This is a genomic window from Massilia sp. BSC265 (assembly GCF_000740675.1).
Lineage (GTDB): Bacteria > Pseudomonadota > Gammaproteobacteria > Burkholderiales > Burkholderiaceae_D > Telluria.
In genome coordinates this window covers 55,609-79,404 of record NZ_JPXI01000010.1, presented here as the reverse complement: position 1 = coordinate 79,404, position 23,796 = coordinate 55,609, and the positions used below count along the sequence as shown (strand labels likewise).

General features: G+C 65.3%; 17 protein-coding genes. 8 read left to right on the top strand and 9 right to left on the bottom strand.

Annotated features, from left to right (window positions below; genetic code table 11):
• Window positions 1-128: 128 nt before the first annotated feature.
• From MA09_RS01210 to MA09_RS01200, 3 genes are all read right to left on the bottom strand, one after another.
• Window positions 129-1,652 (bottom strand): SpoVR family protein, encoded by a 1,524-nt coding sequence (locus MA09_RS01210; protein ID WP_036244556.1) that lies wholly within the window; start codon window positions 1,650-1,652, stop codon window positions 129-131.
• A 45-nt stretch (window positions 1,653-1,697) separates the two neighbouring features.
• Window positions 1,698-2,969 (bottom strand): YeaH/YhbH family protein, encoded by a 1,272-nt coding sequence (locus tag MA09_RS01205; protein ID WP_036244554.1) that lies wholly within the window; start codon window positions 2,967-2,969, stop codon window positions 1,698-1,700.
• Between the two features lie 224 nt (window positions 2,970-3,193).
• Entirely contained in the window at window positions 3,194-5,116 is a 1,923-nt protein-coding gene (locus MA09_RS01200; protein WP_036244553.1) for a PrkA family serine protein kinase, read from the bottom strand.
• Between the two features lie 580 nt (window positions 5,117-5,696).
• Between MA09_RS01200 and MA09_RS01195 the strand changes: the two genes are divergently transcribed.
• A complete protein-coding gene (locus tag MA09_RS01195) occupies window positions 5,697-6,743 on the top strand; it encodes an adenosine deaminase (RefSeq protein ID WP_051933069.1) in 1,047 nt (348 codons plus the stop codon).
• Window positions 6,744-6,752: 9 nt separating this feature from the next.
• The gene (locus MA09_RS01190) at window positions 6,753-9,284 is read left to right on the top strand and encodes an ABC transporter permease (protein ID WP_036244552.1); all 2,532 of its coding nucleotides are present in this window, start codon (window positions 6,753-6,755) and stop codon (window positions 9,282-9,284) included.
• An 18-nt stretch (window positions 9,285-9,302) separates the two neighbouring features.
• Here the strand turns inward: MA09_RS01190 and MA09_RS01185 are convergent, their stop codons facing one another.
• A complete protein-coding gene (locus tag MA09_RS01185) occupies window positions 9,303-9,503 on the bottom strand; it encodes a hypothetical protein (protein ID WP_036244551.1) in 201 nt (66 codons plus the stop codon).
• 281 nt (window positions 9,504-9,784) lie between these two features.
• Here MA09_RS01185 and MA09_RS01180 point away from each other — a divergent pair, with 281 nt between their 5' ends.
• A complete protein-coding gene (locus tag MA09_RS01180; RefSeq protein WP_036244857.1) occupies window positions 9,785-10,189 on the top strand; it encodes a group II truncated hemoglobin in 405 nt (134 codons plus the stop codon).
• A gap of 10 nt (window positions 10,190-10,199) precedes the next feature.
• On the top strand, window positions 10,200-11,519 hold the full coding sequence (locus MA09_RS01175; RefSeq protein ID WP_373887831.1) for a DNA recombination protein RmuC: 1,320 nt from the start codon (window positions 10,200-10,202) through the stop codon (window positions 11,517-11,519).
• 42 nt (window positions 11,520-11,561) lie between these two features.
• On the opposite strand, the gene MA09_RS01170 is transcribed toward MA09_RS01175, so the two are convergent.
• From MA09_RS01170 to MA09_RS01150, 5 genes are all read right to left on the bottom strand, one after another.
• A complete protein-coding gene (locus MA09_RS01170; RefSeq protein ID WP_036244549.1) occupies window positions 11,562-12,095 on the bottom strand; it encodes a transposase in 534 nt (177 codons plus the stop codon).
• A gap of 84 nt (window positions 12,096-12,179) precedes the next feature.
• Window positions 12,180-14,051 (bottom strand): gephyrin-like molybdotransferase Glp, encoded by a 1,872-nt coding sequence (gene glp / locus MA09_RS01165; RefSeq protein ID WP_036244547.1) that lies wholly within the window; start codon window positions 14,049-14,051, stop codon window positions 12,180-12,182.
• 12 nt (window positions 14,052-14,063) lie between these two features.
• Entirely contained in the window at window positions 14,064-15,173 is a 1,110-nt protein-coding gene (moaA, locus tag MA09_RS01160) for a GTP 3',8-cyclase MoaA (protein ID WP_036244545.1), read from the bottom strand.
• Window positions 15,166-16,485 carry a chromate efflux transporter gene (gene chrA / locus MA09_RS01155; protein WP_036244544.1) on the bottom strand — a complete coding sequence of 440 codons (1,320 nt, stop codon included), beginning with the start codon at window positions 16,483-16,485 and terminating at the stop codon, window positions 15,166-15,168. The genes moaA and chrA overlap by 8 nt, the downstream gene beginning before the upstream one ends.
• Window positions 16,486-16,792: 307 nt before the next feature.
• Window positions 16,793-19,864, bottom strand: a complete 3,072-nt coding sequence (locus MA09_RS01150; RefSeq protein ID WP_036244543.1) for an Rne/Rng family ribonuclease — start codon at window positions 19,862-19,864, stop codon at window positions 16,793-16,795.
• 643 nt (window positions 19,865-20,507) lie between these two features.
• Here MA09_RS01150 and MA09_RS01145 point away from each other — a divergent pair.
• From MA09_RS01145 to MA09_RS01130, 4 genes are all read left to right on the top strand, one after another.
• A complete protein-coding gene (locus MA09_RS01145) occupies window positions 20,508-21,530 on the top strand; it encodes an RluA family pseudouridine synthase (RefSeq protein ID WP_036244542.1) in 1,023 nt (340 codons plus the stop codon).
• Window positions 21,531-21,670: 140 nt separating this feature from the next.
• Entirely contained in the window at window positions 21,671-22,330 is a 660-nt protein-coding gene (locus MA09_RS01140) for an HAD-IIIA family hydrolase (protein ID WP_036244540.1), read from the top strand.
• A gap of 12 nt (window positions 22,331-22,342) precedes the next feature.
• Window positions 22,343-22,738, top strand: coding sequence for a Rieske 2Fe-2S domain-containing protein (locus MA09_RS01135; protein WP_036244538.1), 396 nt, complete (start codon window positions 22,343-22,345; stop codon window positions 22,736-22,738).
• A gap of 4 nt (window positions 22,739-22,742) precedes the next feature.
• Entirely contained in the window at window positions 22,743-23,753 is a 1,011-nt protein-coding gene (locus MA09_RS01130; protein ID WP_036244537.1) for a S49 family peptidase, read from the top strand.
• Window positions 23,754-23,796: the final 43 nt, after the last annotated feature.

The window sequence follows — 23,796 nt, the reverse complement described above, 5'->3', positions numbered from 1 at the left end:
GTACCATCGGCGCCGCAAGCGTATGCCGGGGATACTGCTGTCAACCTAACGATCGGGCTCGGCACGCAGCGCAGAGGGAGGGCAGTCGCCGCAAGGCTGCTGCCGCACCTTCGGCAAGGCTGAGGCTTTCAGCGGCCGCGCTTCTCGCGGCGGCACTCGAGGAAGCTGACCACGTGGCCACCCGGGTCTACCGTTTCCAGCCTGACGTCGAAGCCCCACAGGCGCGCAACGTGCTTCAGCACTTCCTGGGCCTGCTGGTTCAGTGGCCGGCGGTTGAACTGCGTATGGCGCAGGGTCAGGGCGCGGTCGTCGCGGGTATTGACCTGCCAGACCTGGATGTTGGGCTCGCGGCTGCCGATGTTGTACTGGTCGGCGAGCTTGTGACGCACGTAGCGGTAGCCCTGCTCGTCGTGGATCGCCGAGATCGTCAGCTTGTCGCTGCGGTCGTCGTCGAGCACGGCAAAGAAGTGGAAGTCGCGGATCAGCTTGGGCGAGAGGTACTGGGCAATGAAGCTCTCGTCCTTGAAGTTGCGCATCGCAAAGTCGAGGGTCTTGAGCCAGTCGCTGCCGGCGATGTCCGGGAACCAGGCGCGGTCTTCGTCGGTAGGATCTTCGCAAATGCGGCGAATGTCGGTCATCATCGCAAAACCGAGCGCATACGGATTGATCCCGCTGTAGTAGGGGCTGGTCGCCGGCGGCTGGTAGACGACGTTCGTATGGCTCTGCAGGAACTCGAGCATGAAGCCGTCGCCGACGATGCCCTCCTTATATAGGTCTTGCAGGATCGTGTAGTGCCAGAAGGTGGCCCAGCCTTCGTTCATCACCTGGGTCTGGCGCTGCGGATAGAAATACTGGGAGATCTTGCGCGTGATGCGTACCAGCTCGCGCTGCCAGGGTTCCAGCAGCGGTGCGTATTTCTCGATGAAGTAAAGCAGGTTCTCTTCGGGCTCGGGCGGGAAGCGCGTCGGGGCGGCGGCAGCAACATGTTCCTCGCGCAGCGGCAGCGTGCGCCAGATCTCGTTCACTTGCGACTGGGCGTATTCCTCGCGCTCTTTCTGGCGCGCGGTTTCCTGCGCCACCGACAGCTTGGCCGGCCGCTTGTAGCGGTCCACGCCATAGTTCTGGAGGGCGTGGCACGAGTCCAGCAATTCTTCCACCGCGTCGATACCGTAACGCTGTTCACACTCTGCAATATAGTTCTTCGCAAAGACCATGTAGTCGACGATGGCCTCGGCATCGGTCCAGGTGCGGAACAGGTAGTTGCCTTTGAAGAATGAATTGTGCCCGTAAGCAGCGTGCGCGATCACCAGGGCCTGCATCGTCAGGCTGTTTTCCTCCATCAGGTAGGCGATGCAGGGATTCGAGTTGATGACGATCTCGTAGGCAAGGCCCATCTGGCCGCGCTTGTAGCTCTTTTCCGTCGTCAGGAAATGCTTGCCGAACGACCAGTGGTTGTACGACACAGGCATGCCGACGGACGTGTAGGCGTCCATCATCTGCTCGGCGGTGATGATCTCGAGCTGGTTGGGGTAGGTGTCCAGGCCGTAGCGCTTGGCCACCCGCTTGATTTCCTCGTGCGCCTGTTCGATCAGGTCGAAGGTCCACTCCGACTGGTCGGGCAAGGCACGCGGGTTGTTGGGGTCTCTTGGCATGGCAGGCCTCTGTCTTGTCTTTCAGTGCGATCTCACTTCGCGCTCTTACCTCGGCTGTTTCTTGAACAGCTCGCGGAAGACCGGGTAGATGTCGGCCGGGGTGACGATCTTCTGCATCGCGAAATTCCGGTGGTGGTCGGCCACCTCGCAATACTGTTCCCACAGGTTCTGCGGCGGGCCGTCGGTGATCTCGACATAGGTGTAGTACTGAACCCGCGGCATGATGGCCTGGTTCAGTATCTGCCTGCACAGCACCGAGTCGTTGTCCCAGTTGTCGCCGTCGGAGGCCTGGGCCACATAGGCGTTCCAGTCGGCGCTGCCGTAGCGCTCGGCGAGGATCTTCTGCAGCAGGTGCAGGGCCGAGGACACCACGGTACCGCCCGACTCGCGCGAATGGAAGAACTCGTTCTCGTCGACTTCGGCGGCGGCCGTGTGGTGGCGGATGAAGACGACTTCGATCTTCTCGTAGACGCGCTTGAGGAACAGGTAGAGCAGGATGAAGAAGCGCTTGGCGGTGTCCTTGCGCGTCTCGTCCATCGAGCCGGAGACGTCCATGATGCAGAACATCACGGCCGAGGTACTCGGCTTCGGCACCTTGATCCGGTTCGAATAGCGCAGGTCGAAAGGATCGATGAAGGGAATCGCGTTCAGGCGGATGTGCAGGTGGTGGATCTTGTCCTTCAGCGCCACCACTTCCTCGTCGTCGGAAGGGGCGCCGCGGTCGAGCAGGGCCTGCAGCGCTTCCTCGGCTTCCTTCAGCTGGCGCTTGGCCGGACCGCCGACGGCGATGCGGCGTCCCAGTGCGCCGCGCAGCGAGCGCAGCACGTGGATGTTCGAGGGCGTACCGGACACGTTGTAGCCGGCGCGCTGGTTCTTGTACTCGATGGTCTGGGTGAGCTGCGTCTTGATCATATTCGGCAGCTCAAGATCCTCGAAGAAATAGTTCATGAATTCTTCGCGGGACAGCTCGAAGATGAAGTCATCCTCGCTGGTCTGGTCGCTGTTGCCGGCGCGGCCGCGCCCCGATCCACCCCCGCCGCTGCGCGGACGGTTGAACTGGTCGCCTTTCTGGTATTCGGTATTGCCCGGGTTGACGGTTTCCCAGACGCCGCCATGGGCATGGCCGAAATGGGGTTCATTCACGTCCTTGACGGGGATCGTGACTTTCTCGCCGTTCTCGATATCGGTAATCGAGCGGCCTTTGATGGCGCGGCCGACCGCGTCCTTGATTTGCGCCTTGTAGCGGCGCAGGAAGCGTTCGCGGTTGACCGCGGACTTGTTCTTGCCCTGCAAGCGACGGTCGATGAGGTAAGTCAAAACAGGCCTCCTGCTCTAAGAACCTACGGCGCACCGGCAAGCTCCCCGGTGCCCCTATCTTAATACGCGATGCAAACGCGCGTATGGTGCGCACGTCCCGAACGAGCCCCAAGCGCGGGTCAAACCGGATTGGGACGCTCCGGGAAGCGCCGGGGACGGGGCCTGCGCCGCCGCCAGGCGCCTTGCAGCATGCTCGTGCGCGGCGCCCAAAGGCGCCAGCTGCCTTAGGACGATTTCCTGACGCGCAGATACCATTCGCACAGCAGGCGCACCTGCTTCGGCGTATAGCCTTTTTCGACCATGCGGGCCACGAAGTCGGCATGCTTGTTGGCATCCTCGGCGCTCGCTTTCGCATTGAACGAAATCACAGGCAGGAGTTCTTCGGTGTTCGAGAACATCTTCTTCTCGATCACGCTACGGAATTTCTCGTAGCTGGTCCAGGCCGGGTTCTTGCCGGCATTGGTGGCCCGCGCACGCAGGCTGAAGTTGACGATCTCGTTGCGGAAATCCTTCGGATTCGAGATGCCGGCCGGCTTTTCGATCTTCTCGAGCTCGGCGTTGAGCGATTCGCGGTCGAAGCTTTCGCCGGTGTCCGGGTCGCGGAATTCCTGGTCCTGGATCCAGAAGTCGGCGAAGGTCACGTAACGGTCGAAGATGTTCTGGCCGTATTCCGAATAGCTCTCGAGGTAGGCGGTCTGGATCTCCTTGCCGATGAAGTCGACGTAGCGCTGCGCCAGGTGCTCCTTGATGTAGGACATATAGCGCTGCTCGGTCTCCGGCGGGAACTGCTCGCGTTCGATCTGCTGTTCGAGCACGTAGAGCAGGTGCACCGGGTTGGCCGCCACTTCGGTATTGTCGAAGTTGAAGACCTTGGACAGGATCTTGAAGGCGAAGCGGGTCGACAGGCCGTTCATGCCTTCGTCGACGCCGGCATAGTCGACGTATTCGTGCATCGACTTGGCCTTGGGATCGGTGTCCTTCAGGTTCTCGCCGTCGTACACCAGCATCTTGGAATAGATACTGGAATTCTCCGGGTCCTTCAGGCGCGACAGGATCGCGAACTGCGCCATCATGCGCAGCGTACCCGGCGCGCAGGGCGCCTTGTCAAGCGAAGAGTTGTGCAGCAGCTTGTCGTAGATCTTGATTTCGTCCGACACGCGCAGGCAGTACGGCACCTTCACGATGTAGATACGGTCGAGGAATGCCTCGTTGTTGCGGTTGTTGCGGAAGGTCTTCCACTCGGACTCGTTGGAGTGCGCCAGCACGATGCCCTCGAAGGGGATCGCCCCGAAGCCTTCGGTGCCCTTGTAGTTGCCTTCCTGGGTGGCCGTCAGCAGCGGGTGCAGCACCTTGATCGGCGCCTTGAACATCTCGACGAATTCCATCAGGCCCTGGTTGGCCAGGCACAGGCCGCCCGAGTAGCTGTAGGCGTCCGGATCGTCCTGGGCGTAGTCCTCGAGCTTGCGGATGTCGACCTTGCCGACCAGCGAGGAGATGTCCTGGTTGTTCTCGTCGCCCGGCTCGGTCTTGGCGATCGCGATCTGCTTCAGGATCGACGGGTAGCGCTTGACCACGCGGAACTTGTTGATGTCGCCGCCGAATTCGTGCAGGCGCTTGACCGCCCACGGGCTCGGGATGGTGCGCAGGTAGCGGCGCGGGATACCGTAGTCTTCTTCGAGGATGGTGCCGTCCTCGACCTCGCTGAACAGGCCGAGCGGCGACTCGTTGACGGGCGAACCCTTGATCGCATAGAAGGGCACCTGTTCCATCAGGCTCTTGAGTTTTTCCGCGATCGAGGATTTGCCGCCGCCGACCGGGCCCAGCAGATAAAGGATCTGCTTGCGCTCTTCCAGGCCCTGGGCAGCGTGGCGGAAGTAGGAGACGACCTGTTCGATCACTTCTTCCATGCCGTAGAACTCGCGGAAGGCCGGATAGATCTTGATGACCTTGTTGGCAAAGATGCGCGACAGGCGCGGGTCGAGGCGGGTGTCGACCAGGGTAGGCTCGCCGATGGCCGCCAGCATGCGCTCGGGCGCGCTGGCATAGGTCAGGGGGTCTTTCTTGCACAGTTGGAGGAACTCCGACATGGAATATTCCTCTTCGCGGGTACGCTCGTAGCGGGCGGTGTAGTTGTCAAAGATGCTCATTTCGAATGTCCTTAAGGTTACGAACAACGTCACGTCATGGCAGCCGACTGTGCAAGGCTGCCTCAGGCCCCGGTCATTATTGGCGTGCTCCTTGTCGGTCGCCGCATCTGGCCCGGGATGGCCGGCGCCGTCGATACTGCGATTTTCTTGTTGTCGTCCCGGACGAAACCCGAAGGATCGTTCCCGGTCTCCCGCTGCTTGGAGAGCGTCTTTTTTGCGTTTGTGAAATTATTATGTGCCTATTAGTTCCCGAAGTCAAAGCAGTGTCGTGCGCGCAGGAAGTACATATGCAAGTACTTGAATCGTATAAAAAAACACCGTTCTCGACGGGCTTTCGGCGAGATCTGGAAATGCTTCCAGACGTCGCTTTTTCGACGGTCCCGAGGCGGTCGATTCACACCGCTTCAGGCTGCTTAAATATCAACTTTGTGAGCCGATAGTGCACGATATGCTCAAGCTGTGGCGCACGCGAACGGCCAAGACGGATCACCCGTTTTTGCCTATGGCAGAGGGCGCGCGCGGCATGCGTTACACTTGCCAACCACGTCCCATCGAACCCAGACCAGCGCCGGAGAACATCATGCTGCATCCCCAACTGCGCAATATCCTGCAGAACATGCCTAAGGCAGAATTACACATCCACATCGAGGGGTCGCTGGAACCCGAGCTGATCTTTGCGCTGGCACAAAGAAATGGGATTTCCCTGCCTTACCCCTCGGTCGAGGCGTTGCGCCAGGCCTACGCTTTCAGCGACCTGCAATCCTTCCTCGACATCTATTACGCTGGCGCCAGCGTGCTGCTGACCGAGCAGGATTTCTACGACATGACGGCCGCCTATCTGGCCCGCGCCCATGCCGACAAGGTGCGGCACGCAGAAATCTTCTTCGATCCGCAGACCCATACTGCGCGCGGCGTGCCCTTCGAGACGGTCATCAACGGCATCTGGCGCGCCTGCCAGGACGGCCCCATCAGCGCCACCCTGATCATGTGCTTCCTGCGCCACCTGTCCGAGGAAGAAGCGCTGGCCACGCTGGACGAGTCGCTGCCCTACCGCGACAAGTTCATCGGCGTCGGCCTGGACTCGTCCGAGGTCGGCCATCCGCCCGAGAAATTCGCGCGCGTGTTCGAGCGCGCCCGCCAGCTCGGACTGCGCCTGGTCGCGCACGCGGGCGAGGAGGGCCCCCCGGCCTACATCGAGAGCGCGCTCGACGTGCTCAAGGTCGAGCGCATCGACCATGGCGTGCGGACCCTCGACAGTAGAGAACTGACCGAACGCCTGGCGCGCGAAGGCATGGCCTTGACCGTCTGCCCGCTGTCGAACATCAAGCTGCGCGTGTTCGACGTCATGGGCAGCCACAATTTGCGCGAGCTGCTCGACAAGGGCCTGGCCGCCACCGTCAACTCGGACGACCCGGCCTATTTCGGCGGCTACATGAACGACAACTTCATCGCCGCCTTCGAGGCCTTGCCGCTCGATGCCGGCCATGCGCGCCAGCTCGCCCGCAACAGCTTCGCCGCTTCCTTCCTCGACCCGGAGCGCAAGCGCGCTTTCCTCGCGGAAGTGGATGCATTCTTCGCGCAGGCGCAGCGCGCCGACGCCGCTTCTGCTGCCGCTTCTGCCGCATAAGGGAATCCCATGTTCATCCAATCCCTCCGCATGACCGCGCGCGACTGGCGCGCGGGCGAGCTGCGTTTCCTGCTGGTGGCCCTGATCGTGGCCGTGTCGGCCCTGTCCTCGGTCGGCTTCTTCATCGACCGCATGCGCGCGGGTCTGAACCGGGACGCCCACCAGCTGCTGGGCGCCGACCTCCTGGTGAATGCCGACGATCCGATCCAGCAGCGCTGGCGCGACGAGGCGGCGCGGCGCGGCCTGCTGGTCGCCGAGACGGTCGCCTTCCAGAGCATGGCGCAGGCAGGCGAGGGCGAGGCCTCGATGGCCCAGCTGGCCGCCGTGAAGGCGGTGTCGCCGGGCTACCCGCTGCGCGGCCAGCTCAGCATCAGCACCGATCCCGACGATGCCAGCCGCGCGCTGGGACAGAAGACCCGGGACATTCCTGCCCCCGGCACGGTCTGGGTCGACGCCAACCTTTTGCCGGCGCTGCGCACCCAGGTGGGGGGCACGATCCAGCTGGGCGACATGCAGTTCCGCATCGCGCAGCTGATTGCCACCGAACCGGACAAGGGAGCGTCGTTCTCCAACTTCGCGCCGCGCGTGATGCTGTCGCTGCAGGATCTGCCGGCCACGCGCCTGGTGGACGCGTTCTCGCGCGTCACCTACCGCCTGCAGGTGGCGTCGAAAGAGCGCAACGAGCTCGCCGGCGTGGCTGCCTTCGAAACATGGCTGCGCGCCGACATCGCGGCGCGCAATGTGCGCGGTGTGCGCATCGAGACGCTCGAGAACGGCCGTCCCGAAATGCGCGCCACCCTCGACCGCGCCGACAGCTTCCTGTCCCTGGTCGGCCTGCTGTCGGCGATGCTGGCGGCGGTGGCGGTGGCGATGGCGGCGCGCCGCTTCATGCAGCGCCACCTGGACGCCTGCGCCATGCTGCGCTGCCTCGGCATGACGCAGAACCAGGTGGGCGCCCTCTACCTGATCGAATTCGCCATCGTCGGCCTCCTGGGGAGCGTGCTGGGCGTGGCGGTCGGCTTCGGCGCCCACTTCATCCTCATCCAGATGATCGGCAACCTGCTGCCGCCCGACCTGCCGCCGGTGTCGGTGCTGCCGGCGCTGCAAGGCATCGCCACGGGCATGCTGCTGCTGGTCGGCTTCGCGCTGCCGCCGGTGCTCCAGCTGCGCAATGTGCCGCACAACCGCGTCATCCGGCGCGAAGCAGGGAGTCCGCAGCCGCTGGCGCTGGCCACCTATGGCCTGGGGATCGGCGTATTCCTGGCGCTCCTGCTGTGGCAGGCGGGCGACACCAAGCTGGCCATGATGACGGCCGGCGGCTTCCTTGGCGGCCTGGCCCTGTTTGCGCTGGTCGCCTGGCTCGGCCTGCGCCTGCTGCGCCAGCTGCGCGGCGCCTCGAAGCACCAGAGCTGGCGCTTCGCCATCACCTCGCTGCAGCGCCGCCCCGGCGCCACGGTCGTGCAGGTGGTCTCGCTGTCGCTCGGCCTGATGGCGCTGCTGCTGCTCACCGTGGTGCGCGGCGACCTGATGTCGGCCTGGCGCATGGCCACCCCGCCGGATGCGCCGAACCGCTTCATCATCAACATCCAGCCCGAGCAGGCGCCGGGCGTCGAGCAGCAACTGCGCGGCGCGGGCGTGAAGAACGTGTCCCTGTACCCGATGATCCGCGGCCGCCTCACGCACGTCAACGGCACCCAGCTTACCCGTAACACTTACCAGAACGGCGATGCGCGCCGCCTGGCCGAGCGCGAGTTCAACCTGTCCACGGTGGCGGACCTGCCCGAGACCAACGAGATCATCGCAGGCGCCTGGTACAGGGATGCGCCGGGCGTGGCCGAGGCCTCGGTGGAGCAGGGCCTGGCCAAGACCCTGGGGCTGAAGTTGGGCGACGTCATGCGCTTCGACATGGCCGGGATGCCGGTGGAGGCGAAGGTGACCAGCCTGCGCAAGCTCGAATGGGGCTCGATGCGCGCCAACTTCTTCGTCATCATCAATCCGGCAGCGATGGAGAATGCGCCGAAGAGCTACATGACGGCCTTCCATTTGCCCGGCAGCGCGGGAAACCTGACCAACGCGCTGACGCGCGCCTACCCGAACCTGACCGTGATCGATGTTTCCGGCATCATCCGCCAACTGCAGGAGGTGCTCGACCAGGTCGTGGTGGCGGTCGAGTTCCTGTTCATGTTCACGCTCGCGTCCGGCGTGCTGGTGCTGTACGCGGCCCTGATGGGATCGCAGTCCGAGCGCACCCGCGAAGCCGGCCTGCTGCGCGCCCTTGGCGCCACGAGGGGGCAGCTGGCGACGGCCCAGCGGATCGAGTTCGTGCTGGTCGGCGGCCTGTCCGGCGTGCTGGCGGCGACCGGCGCCGCCGCCATGGGCTGGGTGCTGGCCGAGTTCGTGTTCAAGTTCCCCTGGAAGTTCGAGCCCCAGGTGTGGCTGGCCGGCGTGGTGGTGGGCGCCGTCTGCGCGCTGGTCGGCGGCTGGCTGGGGCTGCGCAGCGTGCTGCGCCAGCCGCCGCTGCAAACGCTGCGCGAGGCGTGAGCGCGCAGCCCAGGCACATCAAGCCGCCAGCGCTGCCGATGCATCCTTCAGCAGCGGGTAGTAGTGGCGGTACCAGCTGCTCTGGAAGCGCTGCTGCGGATCGTAGCGGCGCTTCGCTTCGAAGAAGCGCGTGATGTCCGGATAACAGGCGCGTACCTGCTCGGCACTGGCAGCGCGCGAGTAGGTCAGGTAAAAACTGCCGTCGCGCGCGATCGCCATATCGATCAGCCGGCGAACGCGGCGCGTGGATGTCGGCGACGCTGGTGGCGTTGAGCGCCGAGTGGAGATCGTTGACGGTTCGGGAGACTGGATGAGGGCGCATGGCATGACTCCAGGGTGGAAGTGCGGCCATTATTGGCAGGCCGGCCGCCAGACGCCAGCGCCTCCCGCGGGGTAGCGCCGGATGCCACCGCGGGTACTGCCGGCAGCGCCGGCCGTTGCACGGGCCCGGTTTGGGCCAGGACGGCCACGGCCAGCCGCGGCTGCGCTATCATGGCGGCATGTCCGAACCGAACACCCCCGAAGCACAAACTCTCTATGACGTGATGGGCGGCGCCGAGCGCCTGCGCGAACTGGTCGACCGCTTCTACGACCTGATGCAGCTGGAGCCGGAATTCGCCGGCATCCACGCCATGCACCCGCAACCCAACGACAGCTCGCGCGAGAAGCTGTTCATGTTCCTGTCTGGCTGGATGGGCGGCCCCGACCTGTTCGTGGAACGCTACGGCCACCCGCGCCTGCGCGCCCGCCACCTCCCGTTCGCCATCGGCACCAAGGAACGCGACCAGTGGTTGCGCGCGATGGCCTGGGCGATGGAAGACCTGGGCTACGACGACGACCTGCGCATGCGCCTGATGCAGTCCTTCTACCATACCGCCGACTGGATGCGGAACAAGGCCGACTGAGCAAATGGGCATGACCGCACTCCTGATTCTCGTGGCGCTGGCCGTCGTCATCGCCCTGCAGCTGGTCCTGCTGGCGCGCACACGCAAGGCCGGTGCCGAGGCCGGCGACGGCCGCCACATCGAACGCCTGGAACGCGAGCTGCGCCTCGAGATGCAATCCACCGCCCAGGCCACGCGCCAGGAGGTGGCGGGGCACATGGGCCAGTACCATGCGGCCACCGTGCAGCAGCTCGACGGCATGCGCCAGCAGATGCAGCTGCATTCCGCCAGCGGCCGCGAAGAGCAGGCGCGCGCCCTCAAGCGCTTCGCCGACACCCTGCAGCTGACCCTGTCGAACCTGACCGAATCGAACGCCCAGCGCATGCTGGAAGTGCGCGGCACGCTGGAAACCAAGATCCGCGACCTGCAGAACGATAACGCCAAGCGCCTGGAAGAAATGCGCCAGACCGTGGACGAGAAGCTGCACGCGACGCTGGAGACGCGTTTGACCGAGAGCTTCAAACAGGTCAGCGAGCGCCTGGAGAAGGTGCACCAGGGCCTGGGCGAGATGCAGCAGCTGGCCATCGGCGTGGGCGACCTCAAGCGGGTGCTCACCAACGTCAAGACCCGCGGCACCTGGGGCGAAGTGCAGCTCGAGATGCTGCTCGAGCAGGTCCTCACCGTCGACCAGTATGCGAAGAACGTCGAGACCATCGCGGGTAGCGGCGCGCGCGTCGAGTTCGCGATCAAGCTGCCGGGCGTGGTCGACGGCGGCCCGCCGCTGTGGCTGCCGATCGACGCCAAGTTCCCGAAGGAGCAGTACGAGCGCCTGCTGGAAGCGGCGGAGATGGCCGATGCCGAGGGCGTGGCGCGCGCCGGCGCCGAGCTGGAACGTGCGGTGCGGGGGGAGGCGAAGACGATCTGCGAGAAGTACGTGTCGCCGCCGCAGACGACCGATTTCGCGATCCTGTTCCTGCCGACCGAAGGCCTGTACGCGGAAGTGATGCGCCGTCCCGGCCTGGCCGACGACCTGCAGCGCTCGCTGCGCGTGACGATCGCCGGACCTTCGACCCTGAGCGCGCTGCTGAACAGCCTGCAGATGGGCTTCCGCACGCTGGCGCTGGAGAAGCGCTCGTCCGAGGTGTGGCAGGTGCTGGGCGCGGTGAAGACCGAATTCACCAAGTTCGGCGATGTGCTGGCCACCACCAAGGCGACGCTGGAAAAGGCTGCCAAGAACATCGAGAGCGCCGAGGTGCGCAGCCGCCAGATGGCGCGCAAGCTGAAGTCAGTGGAAGCGCTGCCGAGCGAAGCGGCGCAGCTGATGCTGGGCTCGGAGCAGCAGGATCCGTAGGGTGGGCGGCTTTGCCGCCCACGCGGTCCGCCGTCGCGCGACCTATTCGAACTTCATGTCGTCGCATGCCGGATTGCCACCCCAATCCGGAGTATAGATTCCTTCCCGTACGTACCGTGCAAAGGTCGAATACGGCCAGGCTGACGCGGCGTCGACCAAACCGTGCTTGACCGGGTTGAAATGGATATAGTCGACATGGCGTTCCATGCCCAGGTCGTCACGTATCTGATGCTCCCAGAATCGACGCTGCCAGATTGGAGCCTCGCGTTGGCGCTGTCGTGACTTCGAAAGGCTTGCTTCGTATAGATCACGGCACGTGTAGGACACGTGATGCTTGATTTGAGACCATCGTGTCGAGAAATTTGTGTCGCCATCCGGCAAAGTCCAAATGCAGTGGAGATGGTCCGGCATCAATACGATTGCATCGGTTTGGAAAGGTAGACGAAGGCGGACACGTTCGATTGCAGAGCGTAAGGCTTCGCGTATCGGCTTGTCGCACAGGATGGGGCGCCGGTGGTGGGTCACGACCGTGAAAAAGCAGGAAGAGCCTGTGATGGCGCGGCGGTAGCAGGACATCGGCGCATCGTACGGCAGGACGTGGCGTCCAGTGTGTGGTAAGTCAAACGTACGTTGACCGCGTGGGCGGGAAACCCGCCCACCCTACATCAACCCCTCGAAGACCAGCACGTCGACCATGTCTCCGGCGGCCACGTTGCCCTGCTCGTCGTGCAGCACCACCATGCAGTTCGCCTCGGACATCGAGCGCAGGATGCCCGAGCCCTGCGAGCCGGTGATGCGCACTTCCGGCTGCCCGTCGGCGCCCGGCGCCAGGATGCCGCGCTGGTATTCGGTGCGGCCGGGCTTCTTGCGGATCGCGCCGCCCGAGCGTGCGCGCAGCAGCGGCAGCGAGGCGTCGGCGCCCATCATGCGCAGCAGGGCCTCGCGCGCGAAGAAGTAAAAGGACACCATCACCGCCACCGGATTGCCTGGCAGCCCGAACAGGAAGGCGCTGCGGCCGTTCGACGCGATGCGCCCGAAGGCCAGCGGCCGTCCGGGCCGCATGCCGATCTTCCAGAAAGTGACGTCGCCCAGCTTCGCCATGATCTGCTTGGTGTAGTCGGCCGCGCCCACCGACACGCCGCCCGAGGTGATGATGGCGTCCGCGTTCTCGCAGGCGCTGCGCAGGGCGTCTTCCAGCGCCTGCGGGTCGTCGCGCACGACGCCCATGTCGATGATGTCGCAGCCGAGGCGCTGCAGCATGCCGTAGATGGTGTAGCGGTTGCTGTCGTAGACGCAGCCCGCGTCGAGCGGCTCGCCGACCGAGCGCAGTTCGTCGCCGGTCGAGAAGAAGGCCACGCGCAGGCGGCGCTGTACCGCGACCTCGGCTATCCCGAGCGAGGCGACCAGGCCCAGGTCGGCCGGGCGCACCACGCGTCCTGCCCTCAATGCCGGGTTGCCGGCCTTCAAGTCTTCGCCGGCAAAGCGGCGGTTGTCACCGGTCCGGATCACGCCCGCCGGCAGGATGATGCTGTCGCCTTCTTCTGTGACGAACTCCTGCGGCACCACGCTGTCGCAGCTTTCCGGCATGACGCCGCCCGTCATGATGCGCACGCACTCGCCCGGCGCCGGGACCAGGCCCGAAGGATTGCCGGCCAGGGCCGTACCGATCACGCGCAGGGAAACCGGAGCATCGCTGCGCAGGTCCGTGCCGCGCAAGGCAAAGCCGTCCATCGCCGAGTTGTCGTGGGCCGGCACGTCGATCGGCGAGATGACATCGCGCGCCAGCACGCGGCCGAGCGCGGAACGCAGCGCAACCTTTTCGACGGCGCGTACCGGCTGCACGAATTCACGGATGATGCGCTGGGCATCGCGCACGGGCAGGGCCTCCGGGTCATAGCCCGACAGGCAGCCCACCACCTTCGCCAGGGTCGGCGGCAGCGTATCGTCGAGGCCCTGCAGCTCCTCCAGGGTGTTGATGTTGCGGAAGGCATCCGCATCCTCGAACAATACCTCGACCGCCTTCAGGTCTTTGTACCAGCCGTCCACGCGGCGTCCACCCTCGGCCAGGTAGTGCGACAGCACCGGCAGCCGGCTTGCCCTGACGAGGCAGAACACCGGATGCGGCTGGGGACGCATGCCCGGCTCCTGGGTGACGGCAAAGGCGAGGTCGGCATCCATCTCGTCGACGGCGGCGGCGAGCCGCTCGGCCAGGTCCAGCGGCAGGAAGGGCGAATCGCAGGGCACCGCCAGCAGCCAGGGCGTGACGCAGTGGCGCAACCCCGCCTCCAGGCCCGCCAGCGGACCGGCGAAGCCGGGCGTTTCGTCCGCCCACACGGGCGCGGCCAGCTCCAGCCAGCTTTCCATGTTGCGGTTGGCATTGACCATGACCGAGCCGACCTGCGGCAGCAGGCGCTCGATCGCGTGCTGCGCCATCGGTTTGCCGCGGAAGGGCTGCAGGCCCTTGTCCACATTGCCCATGCGCGAGCCGCGGCCGCCCGCCAGGATCAATCCCGTGATGAGTTGTTTGTCCATGTCAGCCTGAAGTTAACCGCCGATGTACGACATTTCGACCTTCTTGCCGCCGCGCGCCAGCCCCGACGTGTCCACGGTGCGCGTCTCCGAATAGCGGTCGGCGCGCCCGCGCCACAGCTGGGCGACGGCGCCCGAGATGTCCGCGTCCGTGCGTCCACCGCGCAGCAGGGCGCGCAGGTCATGGCCGCGGGTGGCGAACAGGCAGGTGTAGAGCTTGCCCTCGGTGGACAGGCGCAGGCGCGTGCAGTCGTGGCAGAAGGCTTGCGTGACGCTGGAAATGAAGCCGACCTCGCCGCAGTTGTCGACATAGCGCCAGCGCGCGGCGGTCTCGCCGCTGTAGTTGGCGGCAACGGGCGCCAGCGGCAGTTCGGCACCGATGCGGCGCACCACTTCGGCGGAAGGGATGACTTCGTCCATGTTCCAGCCGTTCGAGGCGCCCACGTCCATGTATTCGATGAAGCGCAGGATGAAGGGCGAGCCCTTGAAATGGCGCGCCATCGGCAGGATCTGGTCCTCGTTGGTGCCGCGCTTGACCACCATGTTGACCTTGATCGGACCCAGCCCGGCGGCGTGGGCCGCATCGAGGCCGTGCAGCACGTCGGCCACGGCGAAATCGACGTCGTTCATGCGGCGGAACACGGTGTCGTCGAGGGCGTCGAGCGAGACCGTCACCCGGTCCAGGCCGGCATCCTTGAGGGCCTGGGCCTTGCGCGCCAGCAGCGAACCGTTGGTGGTCAGGGTCAGGTCGAGCGGGCGGCCGCTCGGCGTGCCCAGCGCGCGCAGCATGCCGACCAGGCGTTCCAGGTTCTTGCGCAGCAGCGGCTCGCCGCCGGTCAGGCGGATCTTCTCGACCCCGTGGGCGATGAGCAGGCGCGCCACCCGCGTGATTTCTTCGAAGGACAGCAGGTCGCCGTGCGGCAGGTAGGCGTAGTCCTTGTCGAAGACCTCCTTCGGCATGCAGTAGACGCAGCGGAAATTGCAGCGGTCGGTCACCGAGATGCGCAGGTCGTGCAGCGGCCTGCCCCTGGCGTCGGCGAGCAGGCCGGTGGGCGCTTCCGCAACGCTTGGGACCGGCATCGCGGGCGAGCGCAGGTCATTCATCAGGATGATTTTTTCAGGCATGCCAATAAGATAGCACGAGCCCCGCAAGCGCACAGGCGGCGATCAGCTTGATTGGCCCGACCTTGTAGCGCAGCAGGGCGAGGCTGGCGGCGGCGCCGATGAGGATCGCCGCTGGCCGGGCCTGGCCGCCGGCGAAGAACACGTGCTGGCCGAAGAACACGGCCAGGCTGGCGACCACGCCGACCACGGCGGCCGAAATGGCCGTCAGGGGCGCAGTGAGCCGCACATTGCCGCGGCCGGATTCGACCAGCGGCGCGCCGGCCAGGATGAACACGAAGGAGGGCAGGAAGGTGAACAGGCTTGCCACCAGCGCGCCGGCGATGCCGCCCAGGGCCAGCGCATCCGGGCCGAACAGCGCATGGGTCCAGCCGCCGACGAAGCCGACGAAGGCCACGATCATGATCAGGGGGCCGGGCGTGGTCTCGCCCAGCGCCAGGCCATCGATCATCTGGGTGGCGCTGAGCCAGCCGTATTGTTCGACCGCGCCCTGCACCACGTAGGGCAGCACGGCGTAGGCGCCGCCGAAGGTCAGCAGGGCGGCCTTGGTGAAGAACCAGCCCATGCGGCTCAGCGTGCCGTCCACGCCGACCACGGCAGCGAGCGCCAGCCAGGCGCACAGCGCCAGGCCGACGCCGACGAGCGTGGCCTTGAGCAGGCTGCGCACCGAGAAACGGGCATGGGCCGGGGTAGGGGTGTCGTCGTCGATCAGGGCGGGGCCGTAGTGCTTGCGGTCGGCCGGGTGTCCGCCGCCGGGCTGGAAGCGGTGCGGCCAGAGCCGGCCGCCCACGAAGCCGGTCAGCGCGGCTGCCAGCACGATCAGCGGGAAGGGAATGTCGAGCAGGGCGATGGCAACGAAGGCCAGCGCGGCGATGGCGGCGAGAACGCCGTTGCGCAGCGTGCGCGTGCCGATGCGCCAGGCGGCGGCGATGACGATCGCCACCACGGCCGGCTTGATGCCGGCCATGATGCCGGCGATGACTGCCAGGTGCCCCCAGGCCAGGTAGACCCAGGACAGCCCGATCAGCAGGGCCAGCGAAGGCAGGATGAACAGCAGGCCGGCCATGATGCCGCCCCAGGTGCGGTGCAGGAGCCAGCCGATGTAGACGGCCAGCTGGGTCGCTTCCGGACCGGGCAGCAGCATGCAGTAGTTCAGGGCGTGCAGGAAGCGCTGCTCGGAAATCCAGCGGCGGCGCTCGACCAGTTCGCCATGCATCAGGGCGATCTGGCCGGCGGGGCCGCCGAAGCTGATGAAGCCGAGTTTCAACCAGTAGAGCAGGGCTTCGCGGACGGAAATAGGGGCGGGTGCTTGCATTTCGTTATCGTAACCCGGCAATGTGACGGTGGTGTTGGTCGGTGCGTACGCAGGTAGGGTGGGCGGTTGTACTCGACGAGACGCTCTGCCGATACCTGGGCTGCCGCCCACGCGGTGATCGTCGAGGGCTCCGCTCCCGCGCCGGATGATCTCGCTGCAAGCGATCACCGCGTGGGCGGCGCCGTTGCCGGGGCGAATCCAGCATCCAGGAGGAGCCGCCCACCCTACGTCCTGAGCAGCCATCACCGCCAAACAAAAAGGGAAGCCTGACAAGGCTTCCCTTTTCGCTACAACAGCAAGCTACCCCTTACTGACGCGTATCCACCTGGATCAGCGGCTCGTTGACCGGCGGCGGCACCGGCTTGCGGGCGCGGCCGACGCGCGGCGCGGTGTTGGCCTGGGCTGCGGCTTCCTGGGCGGCGCGCAGCTTCTCCGGATCGGTCGAGGCGAGCTGCAGGCCGGCCTTGGACAGCAGTTCGTTCATGTCGATCGGTGCGGCGCTCGGCGCCGGCGCGGTGGCGGCCGGTGCCGGAGCTGCCTGCACAGGCGCGGCAGCCACCGGAGCTTCAGCCACCGGAGCTTCAGCAACAGGCGCCGGAGCAAGCGGAGCAGCCGGAGCAGCCGGGGCTTCAGCCACAGGCGCCGGTGCGGTGTCGGCCGGCGGTGCCACTGCCTGGCCTTGCGCCTTGAGGGCAGCCATCGATGCCGCGGTCGGGAAGACCCACGGACCACGTTCCACTGCTGCAGCCACGGCCGGGGCAGCTTCGGCAACAGGTGCCGGAGCAGCGGCAGGCGCCGGTGCAGCCGCGGCGGCGAGGGCGTCCGCTTCGGCTTTCGCCTTGGCAGCGACCGATGCCGCCGTCGGGAAGGGCCATGGGCCCGGCTCGGCCCGGGCGGCTGCCTTCTTCGGCGCCTTGGCTTCGGCGGCAACCTTGGCGGCCTCCTCGTCGGCAACCGGCGTGAAGGCCGGAGCGCCTTCGAGGCCTTCCGCCGACTCGATGCCCTCGACCTGGTCACGGTCGCGGCGGTTGCGGTTGCGGCCACCGCGGCGGCGGCGGCGGCGCGGCTCGTCGCCGCCTTCAGCGTCCAGATCCTCGCCGTTGCTACCCAGCGCGGCCACCTTCACCGCATGGTCCAGCACGTCGCCGTGCGGGGTGGTGGTCGACAGTGCGCTTTCGTCGCTCGGCGCCGGGACGGCCTGGAGCTTCAGCTCTTCGGCCTTGGCTTCGATCGGCTGCTGGGCGGCGCGCTCGCCACGCTCGCGCGGCTGGCGCGGTGCGCGTTCCTTGCGTTCGCCCGGTTCGCGCTCGGTGCGTACCGGAGCCTGGGCGGCCTGGGCGGTCTCGAGCTGTTCACGCGGCTCGCGCGGTGCACGTGCTTCGCGCGGTTCACGCTTCTCGCGTGGCGGACGGGCCGGCTTGGCGTCGGCTTCCACCAGCTTGGCGCTTTCTTCCGGCTTGGCGGTCAGGTCTCGTTCCTCGCGGTCGCGGCCATTCTTGGCGCCGCGGCCGTTGCGGGTGCGCTGGCCGTTGCGGCCGGCGCGTTCGCCGCGCTCGGCTGCTGCCGGCGCCGGGGTGGCAGGCTTCTCGGCCGCCACCGGTGCCGGTGCCGGCGCCGGCACAACCGGCTCGCCCATGAAGAACTTCTTGATGCGCGAGAAGAAGCCCAGTTCGCTCGGGGCGGGAGTCACCGGCGCCGGAGCGGCGACCGGGGTTGCCGGTGCTGCGGTCTTGGCCGGTTTGGCCGCTTCGCTGCGGTCCACCATCGGGGCCGGCTGGGCCGGGGTGATGGTCTTGACCACGGCTTCCTGGCGCGGCTTGGCTTCTTCTTTCTGGCGCTTGGCGAAGCCCATGTCGGTCTCGGCCGACTCAGCCATGGTGTAGCTGGCGGCGGCGTCTTCCAGGCGCGGGTCGTCGTGCTTGATGCGCTCGAGCTTGTAGTGCGGGGTGTCCAGATGCTTGTTTGGGATCAGGATCACGGTGATGCGGTGGCGGTTCTCGATCTTGAGCACTTCGCCGCGCTTTTCGTTCAGCAGGAAAGCGGCGACGTCCACCGGCACCTGCACGTGGATCGCGGCCGAGTTCTCCTTCATGGCCTCTTCCTGGATGATGCGCAGGACTTGCAGGGCCGAGGATTCGGTATCGCGGATGTGGCCGGTGCCCGAGCAGCGCGGGCAGGTCACGTGCGAGCCTTCCGACAGTGACGGACGCAGGCGCTGGCGCGACAGTTCCATCAGGCCGAAGCGGGAAATCTTGCCCATTTGCACGCGGGCGCGGTCATGGTGCAGGGCTTCCTTCAGGCGGGTTTCGACCTCGCGCTGGTTCTTGGCCACTTCCATGTCGATGAAGTCGATCACGATCAGGCCGCCCAGGTCGCGCAGGCGCAGCTGTCTAGCCACTTCGTCGGCCGCTTCGCAGTTGGTGTTGAAGGCGGTGGTCTCGATGTCCGAGCCGCGCGTGGCGCGTGCCGAGTTGACGTCGATGGAGACCAGGGCTTCGGTGTGGTCGATGACGATCGCGCCGCCCGAGGGCAGCGGCACGGTGCGCGCGTAGGCGGTTTCGATCTGGTGTTCGATCTGGAAACGCGAGAACAGCGGCACGTCGTCGCTGTAGCGCTTCACGCGGTGCGCCATGTCCGGCATGACGTGCGACATGAATTGCTGGGCCTGGTCGAAAATCTCGTCGGTGTCGATCAGGACTTCGCCGATGTCCGGCTGGAAGTAGTCGCGGATCGCGCGGATCACCAGCGAGCTTTCCTGGTAGATCAGGAAGGGGCCGGCGGCCGACTTGCCGGCGCCTTCGATGGCGCGCCACAGCTGCATCAGGTAGTTCAGGTCCCACTGCAGTTCTTCGACCGTACGGCCGATGCCGGCGGTGCGGGCGATGACCGACATGCCCTGCGGCAGGTCGAGCTTGTCCATGGTTTCGCGCAGTTCCTGGCGCTCTTCACCTTCGACGCGGCGCGACACGCCGCCGCCGCGCGGGTTGTTCGGCATGAGCACCAGGTAGCGGCCGGCCAGGGAAATGAAGGAGGTCAGGGCCGCGCCCTTGTTGCCGCGCTCCTCTTTCTCGACCTGGACCATGATTTCCTGGCCTTCCTTGAGGGCTTCCTTGATGGTGCAGTTACGCACATCGACGCCATCGCGGAAATAAGAACGGGCAACTTCTTTGAAGGGGAGGAAACCGTGGCGGTCTTCGCCGTAGCTGACGAAGCAGGCTTCGAGGGAGGGTTCGATGCGGGTGATGACACCCTTGTAGATATTGGACTTGCGTTGCTCGCGACCGGCGGTCTCGATATCGATGTCGATCAGCTTCTGACCGTCGACAATCGCTACGCGCAGCTCCTCTTGCTGCGTAGCGTTAAACAACATGCGTTTCATTTTTATTAACTCCGCGACCCGAGGGCCGTGTCATGCCGCGTTGGTAAGACGCGGCGAAGTACATGGGATGTACGCGGAGAAGGAATGCTGGAGGGGGGAATACCCGGGACGGGGCAGGGCGACGCAAAGCGTCGCTGCCACACAGGGCGCAAATGGTGTCGAACGTCATTGTCTACGCACGCCGCAACCAACAGCTGGCCCGCCTGCCACCACGTTGGGGTGGGCACAGCGGGTTCAGCGGGGCGGTGTGCAACAACGAGCCAAACCGTAGCCAGCGAACAACCAAGACTTCGATACCGAGGCGATCAATCAGCCTTCCGTAACTCTCAAGCCTTCAGGTGAGGCTACCATCGGGTCGGGCGAAAACGACAAGCGTTATCGACACCATCAACCGGCGAGCCACCAGGCGGGCGGCTTTCCGGTACTTATCCATACAAATCCAAACAATCCAATCCTGCACTCAGCCATACGACCCGATTGCAACTGCAGGTGCAACCCTGATCGGCGCCTGAATGTGCGTACACGTTTTTTTCCACCGAATTTGCTCATGGCAGGGCCGGTGGAGCGCGCCCCTGTGTAAAATATCGTTTTAATTCTTACACCAGCAGAGGTTTGACCGCCGCCTGTCGATTATATATTCAAAATGAAGGACTTAGAGAGAATTTCTGGGAAGACAATGCGAACGGTGGTAGAGAACGACGTTGTTCCCCCTTCATCACAGTCAGCAATCCAGGCGCAGTTTGTGACAATCACCGAGGAAGAAGCCGGCCAGCGCATCGATAACTATCTGTTGCGTGTCTGCAAAGGCGTCCCGAAAAGCCACATCTACCGCATCCTCCGCTCGGGGGAAGTGCGGGTCAACAAGGGCCGTATCGACCAGTTGTACCGCCTCGCCGAAGGCGACCTGGTGCGCATCCCGCCGATCCGCATCGCCGAAAAGGCCAGCCAGCAGGCCACGCCCGGGGTCGAATTCCCGATCGTGTTCGAGGACACCCACCTGCTCGTCATCGACAAGCCGGCCGGGGTGGCCGTGCATGGCGGCTCGGGCGTGTCCTATGGCGTCATCGAGCAGCTGCGCGCGGCGCGGCCGCAGGCCAAGTTCCTGGAGCTGGTGCACCGGCTCGACCGCGAGACCTCCGGCTTGTTGCTCATTGCCAAGAAGCGCTCGGCCCTGACCAACCTGCACGACCAGATGCGCGACGGCGTGACCGACAAGCGCTACCTGACCGCCGTGGTCGGCGATTGGACCAACAAGCGCCAACATGTAAAGCTCCCTTTACATAAATTCACGACGCCGGATGGCGAGCGCCGCGTGGTGGTGCAGGCCGGCGGCCAGGAAGCGCACACGGTATTCAACCTGAAGCGCAAGTGGAAGGACTTCGCCCTGCTGGAAGCCGAGCTCAAGACCGGCCGCACGCACCAGATCCGCGTGCACCTGGCATCGAGCGGCTTTCCGATCCTCGGCGACGAGAAATACGGCGATTTTGCATTGAACAAGCAGCTTCAGAAGGCAACTGCGGAGCGCGGGGCGCTCAAGCGCATGTTCCTGCATGCCTACCAGATCACGTTTACCCACCCCGACACCGGCCAGTCGCTGACCCTGCGCGCGCCGCTGCCGGCCGAGTGCGACCGATTCTTGGTAAGCTTGGGACAAGCAATTGCATGATGTCGATGCCACGCGGTCGAGCAGCGGCGAGATCGGCGCGCGCGGGCATTTACACCTTAACCATCACCGCGTGGGCGGCAAAGCCGCCCACCCTACGAACACATTATTAATAGGGACCGGCAGCGCAGTTGCCGATAACAATGCCAAGAAAGCAATTTGACCTGATCGTTTTCGACTGGGACGGCACGCTGATGGACAGCACGGCGGCAATCGTCCGCTGTATCCAGTCGGCGGCGCGCGACCTCGGGCTGCCGGTGCCGAGCGACGCCTCGGCCTCGCACGTGATCGGCCTCGGCCTGTCCGAGGCCATGCAAGCCGTGCTGCCGGACATCGACCCGGTACTCTACCCGCGCATGGTCGAGCGCTACCGCTACCACTTCCTGACGAAGGACCACGAACTGGTGCTGTTCAAGGGAGTTCGCGAGATGTTGACCGATCTTGCGCAACAGGGCTACTTCCTGGCCGTGGCCACCGGCAAGAGCCGCGTGGGCCTGAACCGCGCCATGAACGCGGCCGGGCTGCTGGCCATGTTCGACGCTACCCGTTGCGCCGATGAAACCTTCTCCAAGCCGCACCCGGCCATGCTGCAGGAACTGACGCGCGAACTGGGCCAGGACCTGCGTCGCACCGTCATGATCGGCGATACCACCCATGACCTGATGATGGCGAACAATGCCGGCGCCGCGGGCATTGCAGTCGAGTTCGGCGCTCATCCGGTGCACCAGCTGCAGGCCTGCAAGCCGATCTTCTCGGCACGCTCGATCCCTGAGCTGCATGCCTGGCTGCTGGAAAACGCATAAGAATGGCTGCATATGGCTGAAGATGGCAGCCTGTTCGTCTGCGAGGCCTCCGCGCTGCTCGACGGCGGCAAAGGCGTGCGCTTCCCCGTCATTGCCTTTGGGCACCCTACCACAGGCTTTGTGGTACGGTATGAGGGTAAACCATTTGCCTACCTGAACCGTTGTGCACATGTGCCGATCGAACTCGACTGGTCCGAGGGGGACTTTTTCGAGTCGAGCGGCTTGTACCTGATGTGTGCCACCCATGGTGCGGTGTACCAGCCGGACACCGGCAAGTGCGCAGGCGGACCGTGCCGCGGCGGCCGGCTGCGGCCGATCGCCGTCGTTGAACGGGACGGCGGCATCTGGTGGCAGCCCGACGAGATGGTGCGGGCGCCCGCAGGCAAGGATTCAAACCAGAATAGTTGAGCGAATGAGCGACCAAAGCCACGACCACGATCCTTCCAACCCGGCCGACAAACGGCTCGCCGTCGACCCCACCATCGGCAACTGGGAGCGCGCCACGCTCGAGAAGCTGGTGTTCGCCACCGTGCAGGAACGCCGCGCCGCGCGCCGCTGGGGCATTTTCTTCAAGCTGAGCTTCCTGCTGGTGGCCATCCTGGCGCTGGCGACCTATTACGATTCCAGCATCGGCTTCGGCAGCGACGAAAATCTCGGACGCCACACCGCCCTGATCGAAATCAACGGCGAGATCGAATCCCAAGGCAGCGGCGCGGCCGATACCGTGATCCCCTCGCTGAACAAGGCCTTTGCCGACCCCGGCGCGGCGGCGGTGGTATTGCGCATCGACAGTCCCGGCGGCAGTCCGGTGCAGGCCGGCATCATCGTCGACGAGATCCGGCGCCTCAAGCGCGGCTATCCGGACAAGCCCCTGTATGTCGTGGTGGATGAGATGTGCGCCTCGGGTGGCTACTACGTCGCTTCGGCGGCCGATCGCATCTATGTGAACAAGGCCTCGATCGTCGGTTCGGTCGGCGTGCTGATGGACAGCTTCGGCTTCGTCGGCCTGATGGACAAGCTGGGCATCGAGCGGCGCCTGCTGACTGCCGGCGAACACAAGGGCTTCCTGGATCCGTTCAGTCCCCAGTCGGGTCGGCACCGGGAGCGCGCCCAGGAAATGCTGAACGAGATCCACCAGCAATTCATCGCCGTCGTGCGCGCCGGCCGCGGCAAGCGCCTGAAGGAAACCCCGGAAACCTTCTCCGGACTCTACTGGACGGGAGCCAAGGCGGTGGAGATGGGCCTGGCCGACGGCTTCGGCACCGTCGACACCGTGGCGCGCGACATTGTCAAGGCCGAGGACATCGTCGACTACACCGCCCGCGAAGGCCTGCCGGAACGCGTCCTGAAGAAATTCGGCGCGGCGGTCGGGAACGGCGCCGTGAGTGCGGCCTACAAGGGAGCGCTGCCGCAGCTTCGATGACAAAATGCTTGCATCCTGTGGAACATGTTCTATATTGAGGTGG